The sequence below is a fragment of the Aquiflexum sp. genome, from assembly GCF_977115555.1.
On sequence record NZ_CDSBKL010000306.1, the window covers coordinates 1 to 5,118 of the forward strand.

Genomic DNA, 5,118 nt, shown 5'->3' on the forward strand with positions numbered 1-5,118 from the left:
AAAGGAATTTTTCAACTTTGACAGGCTTTTCCTGAACGATTGCAAGGGAAATTTCTTCTTTTCAATGAATTCCCTACCTCCTATTGCTGAAAATACCTCAACCCTTGCCACCCACGATGTGAATGGAGATGGTGCTCCGGATATTTTTGTAGGCGCCTCTATTGTAACGGGGAATTTTGGTGAAATCCCCAAAAGCTATTTGTTGCTCAATGACGGAAGTGGTCAATTCAAAGAAGCTACAACAACGTATTTTGGAGAGGTTTTTCAACCCGGAATGGTCAAAAAAGCAAAATGGGCAGACCTCAACAAAGACGGAAAAAAAGAACTGATCTTGGTGGGAGAATGGATGTCTGTGCAGGTTTATCAGCAAAATCCTGAAGGCAAATTTGAATTGTCCAAAGATGAATCCCTTCAAATTCCAGGCTGGTATTTTGGATTGGAAGTAATGGATCTTGATGGAAACGGGTATGAGGATATCATTTTAGGAAACTTGGGTTTGAATTCTAAGCTTAAAGCAAGTCATGAAAAACCGGTATGGCTTTACCATGCTGACTTTGATGAAAATGGGCAGGATGATCCTTTGATTTTCCATTACATGGAAGGTCTTTTGGTGCCTTTTGCCACAAGGGATGACTTGATCAAACAGATTCCCGGTATCAAAAGAATTCATCCAAACTATGTTGAATACTCCAAAATCAAGTCTCCAGAAGATCTTTTGGAAAAGTCACAAATTGAAAAAGCTTCCAAATACCAGGTATCCGAATTGAGATCCGGAATACTGTGGAACCAAGGTGAGAAAGGTTTTGAATTCAGTGAATTTCCCATAGAGGCCCAGTTCAGTCCGCTTCATGGTTTTGCCTCTTTCCAATCCAAAGACGGTAATCAATACCTACTCGGAATCGGAAATATCCATGGCTTCCGCAGTGATTTTGGCAAAGCCGATGCACAGTCTTTGGTTTTGATGGAATGGAAAAATGGCAATTGGAAGCCGGTACCAATTGGAATACGCGGGAATGAATATTGGGGTGAAATCAAAAATATTTCAAAAATCAAAGTCGGTGAAGAGGATGTTTTGATTGCGGTAAGAAACAACAGCACCCCCATTTTCCTAAAAATAAAACCTTAAAACATGCTTAAAATCAGTGTATTTGGTTTTTGAAAAATAATGTTATTCAAGGAATAATCTTTAGATTTGAGGGTTGAAACCCACGCTCAACCTTCCCGAAATACATTTCGAGGATCTCCAAAACTGAAGAAAAGCCAAAGTATTACCACTCATGAAAAGTTTATTACAAAGATTACTCCTTATTGCTTTCATTGCATATCTCGGATTAGGATGTCAGGAGAAAAAGGATTACCAGAATGCCATTACCGACGGTTCTTACCAGATTGCTGCCCAGGACAAACTCACCACAGTTATTATCAATGATATTTTCTCTCCTCCGGTCGCAAGTAGGATTTATGCCTATTCCTCCCTTGCAGCCTATGAAGTGACTGCACTATCGGATGCCAAATACCAAACCTTGATGGGGCAGCTCAACGGTTTTGAAAAAACAGAATTTGATACCACTGGCCAGGTTTATTATCCTTTGGCCTCTTTGGCGGCCTATTACAAAGTAGCGACAGCCTTGATTTTCTCAGAAAATCTAATGACTGAACATAGGGACAAAGCTTATGCAGAACTTAAAGAAAAAGGCATTCCGGAAGAAGTCTTTGAGAGATCTATCAAGCTAGGAGATGAGGTCGGTGCCTATATAATTGCTTATTTCAAAAAAGACAATTACCATGAAAGCCGCTCTTTTGAAAAATACACTGTCAGCAATGACCCAGGCACATGGCAACCTACTCCTCCGGCTTATATGGAAGGAATCGAACCTCATTGGAATAAAATAAGGCCATTAACCCTTGATTCTGCCTCCCAATATAAAACGATTCCAGCCACTGAATTCAGCACAGATCCTGCAAGTCAGTTTTACAAAGAAGCAGTTGAGGTTTTCAATGTGGTCAATGAATTGACAGAAGAGCAAAAGGACATTGCCATGTTTTGGGACTGTAATCCATATAAAATCAATGTAAAAGGCCATGTGATGTTTGCTGAGAAAAAAATTACTCCAGGAGGCCATTGGATGGGTATTTCGGCGATTGCCTCCAAAACTGCAGGCCAAGACTGGAAAGGAACCACGGAAACGCTGGCATTCACAAGTATTGCCATTTTTGATGCTTTTATCGCTTGCTGGGATGAGAAATATAGGAGTAAATTGATCCGACCTGAAACTTATATCAACAGGTATATTGACGAGGATTGGTTACCTGTATTACAAACACCACCATTTCCTGAATATACCAGCGGACATAGCGTAGCCTCCAATGCTGCCGCAGAGGCTTTGACAAGTCTTTTTGGAGAACCCTTCCATTTTATTGATTCCACGGAAGTAAATTATGGACTTCCTGTAAGAGAATTTGACTCTTTCAGAGAGGCCGCTGATGAAGCTACTATAAGCAGACTCTATGGAGGAATCCACTATATGCCAGCAATTGTTAATGGAGCCGATAAAGGAAAAAACGTAGGTTACCATTTGATAGCAAATGTAAAAACCAAAGGAGAGGGTACGCCTCCATTGGCTGTCAAGACCAAATAACATTCTTCACGACATATTTGATAGGGCAATGGGTTATCCATTTGCCCTTTTTTTATTTTTAATTTTCCCCAAGACAACGATAAGCAGATTGAAAATCTTAATTTTGGAACTTCATCCTATTCGATTTTATGGACCTTATTCTCAAATACTTTCCTGACCTGACAGAATCCCAAAAGGAAAAATTCGCCAAACTTGGACCTTTGTATGCCGATTGGAACGAAAAAATCAATGTCATCAGTAGAAAGGATATGGAGCACTTTTATGAAAAACACGTCCTGCATTCATTGGGCATTGCAAAAGTGATCAATTTTGAACCCGGAACAAAGATATTGGATATCGGGACAGGAGGAGGTTTTCCCGGTATTCCATTGGCGATATTATTTCCCGAAACACACTTCCACTTGGTGGATTCAATCGGTAAAAAAATCACTGTTGTCAAAGATGTCGCCAAACAACTCAAGCTATCCAATGTCGAAGCCCAACAGGTCAGGGCAGAAGATTTGGTCAGGAAATATGACTTTATCCTGAGCCGGGCGGTGACACGTTTTGCCAATATCCTACCTTGGGTCAAAAACAAATTCAAAAAAGAAGACTTCAACGAACTTCAAAACGGCCTGCTTCTACTTAAAGGCGGTGATGTCGATGAGGAAATGGAAGAAAGAGAAGTCAGCTATGTATCCTACCATCTAGACGATTATTTCCAAGAAGAATTTTTTGAGACCAAAAAAGTGGTCTATGTGCCTTGGGAAGGGAAAAGGTAAAAAGTACTGCATGCTTATTCAATGAATCGGATTTGAATAAATACTTTCTTCATTCCTTTTCAGAACTAGCAGTGTTAGCATCTTCTTCCAAATCACCTTTTTGAGTCTCAAAACTTGACTTGAAATGTAAATCCCTTTGAGGAAATGGAATAACAATCCCATGTTTTTTGAACATTACATCTATTTGATTGATGATATCACCTTTTACAAAAGGCACCTCGGTATAATGTTTTACCCAAAAGGCAATTTCAAGATCAATGCTGCTTTCGGCGAATTCTAAAGGAAGGACTCTTGCGATTGGTTGATGGAGTATTCTTTGATCATTGATTAAAATCTCTTTTATCAATTTGACAGTCTGTTCCAGATCAGTGCCATATGAAACCCCAACAGTAAGGGTGACTTTTTTACCTTTCCCCATTGTCCAATTGACCAGCTGTTGTCCTAGTAGATCTCCATTTGGAATGATGATACTTGCCCCTTCGAACATATTGACCACGCTGCTTCTAAATCCTATAGATTTCATGACTCCCGGTTTGCCGTTGATTTCGATCAAATCCCCCACTTTAACAGGGTTTTCAAAGGCAATGATAACGCCACTTACCAGGTTGTTGAATAAACCTTGAAGCCCAAGTCCGATTCCGACCCCCAAAGCGCCTAATACAATAGTGATTTTGTCCAAGGGAATTCCGGAGGCTGCAAAGGCCAAAAACAATCCCATACTGATAATGAAAATCTGAACCAAGAGAAGCCAACTTCCCAAGCTGACACTCTTTCTTTTTGAGGGGGAATTAGTGACATCCGGATCTGAGCTAAAAAATGAAACAATTCTTGACAAAAGAACAGAAATCGCCAAAATTACAATGAAAATAAACAGCCCATTTATGGTAAAGTCATAGCTGCCAAGTGTCCGTGGAACATTAAGAAAATTATTGAAATCCCCTGAAATCAATTTGTAGGAATAAAAATTTCTACCTATCAAAACAGCCCATCCCAAAGTCAGGAGAAAGTAAAAAAAGCCGGGAACTTTTTCACCTACTTTATCGAAGTTAATAAAGAAGAGCTTTTTATCCGGCTTATTATACATTTTGGAAGCAAAGGCTAAAACCTGGTTGATCAGTCTGACTGTCCAAAGGAGAATGATACCTACTACCACACCTAAGTAGCCGCTTACGAGAAAAGCTTTTGACAAATTGATGCTTCCAAAAATGTTGAAAGCAAAAGACAATGTTTGCATGAAAACCATGTAACCAACAAAATACAAAATTCGCTTCTCCTTTAATTGCGCCTTCTTTCCGTTAAGGAATAAAAAACCTCCATATAGCATGCCCACAATAGACAACAACAGAATCATCATTCTTTCCAATTTTGTAAATATCAACACCAGATTGAGGAAATTGGAAATGAAAAAAACAAACATTACTACCAGCCAGAAAACAAGCCAATAGCGGGATAAAAACCTGAAAAAGAGGACAGTGAGTGAAAGTCCGGCTACTGTCCAAAGGAATAAATTAAATATAAATGGCGGTGACGGAAATAAAAATTGATAAAACCCAATGATAATAATCAGTGAGGATAACAATGGGTTTTTTAAAGCAAGGTGTTGGTTTTCTTCACCTTCTACGAGTCCTTCCTCTTTCACGCGTTTTTTTAAATCAAGAATTAACAGGGTCAGTAAAAAAACCAATATCATCATAATGATGATCCTCAAAGAATAAATT

At 39.2% G+C, this 5,118-nt stretch carries 4 protein-coding genes; 3 read left to right on the forward strand and 1 reads right to left on the reverse strand.

Going from position 1 to position 5,118, the window contains the following annotated elements; translation table 11 throughout:
- The 3 genes from ACZFYI_RS15435 to rsmG form a co-directional block, all read left to right on the forward strand.
- Positions 1–1,126, forward strand: a 1,126-nt coding sequence (locus ACZFYI_RS15435) for an FG-GAP repeat domain-containing protein (protein WP_462525024.1), incomplete at its 5' end; no start/stop codon positions are given.
- Positions 1,127–1,277: 151 nt separating this feature from the next.
- Positions 1,278–2,639, forward strand: coding sequence for a vanadium-dependent haloperoxidase (locus ACZFYI_RS15440; RefSeq protein ID WP_462525025.1), 1,362 nt, complete (start codon positions 1,278–1,280; stop codon positions 2,637–2,639).
- A gap of 128 nt (positions 2,640–2,767) precedes the next feature.
- A complete protein-coding gene (gene rsmG, locus ACZFYI_RS15445; RefSeq protein ID WP_462525026.1) occupies positions 2,768–3,400 on the forward strand; it encodes a 16S rRNA (guanine(527)-N(7))-methyltransferase RsmG in 633 nt (210 codons plus the stop codon).
- Between the two features lie 49 nt (positions 3,401–3,449).
- Here rsmG and ACZFYI_RS15450 read toward each other — a convergent pair.
- Positions 3,450–5,118: mechanosensitive ion channel family protein (locus ACZFYI_RS15450; protein WP_462525027.1), on the reverse strand; the 1,669-nt coding region annotated here is incomplete at its 5' end.

Coding starts and splice junctions, on each gene's coding strand:
- ACZFYI_RS15440 (WP_462525025.1), top strand. CDS start 1,278: ATGAAAAGTTTATTACAAAGATTACTCCTTATTGCTTTCATTGCATAT.
- rsmG (WP_462525026.1), top strand. CDS start 2,768: ATGGACCTTATTCTCAAATACTTTCCTGACCTGACAGAATCCCAAAAG.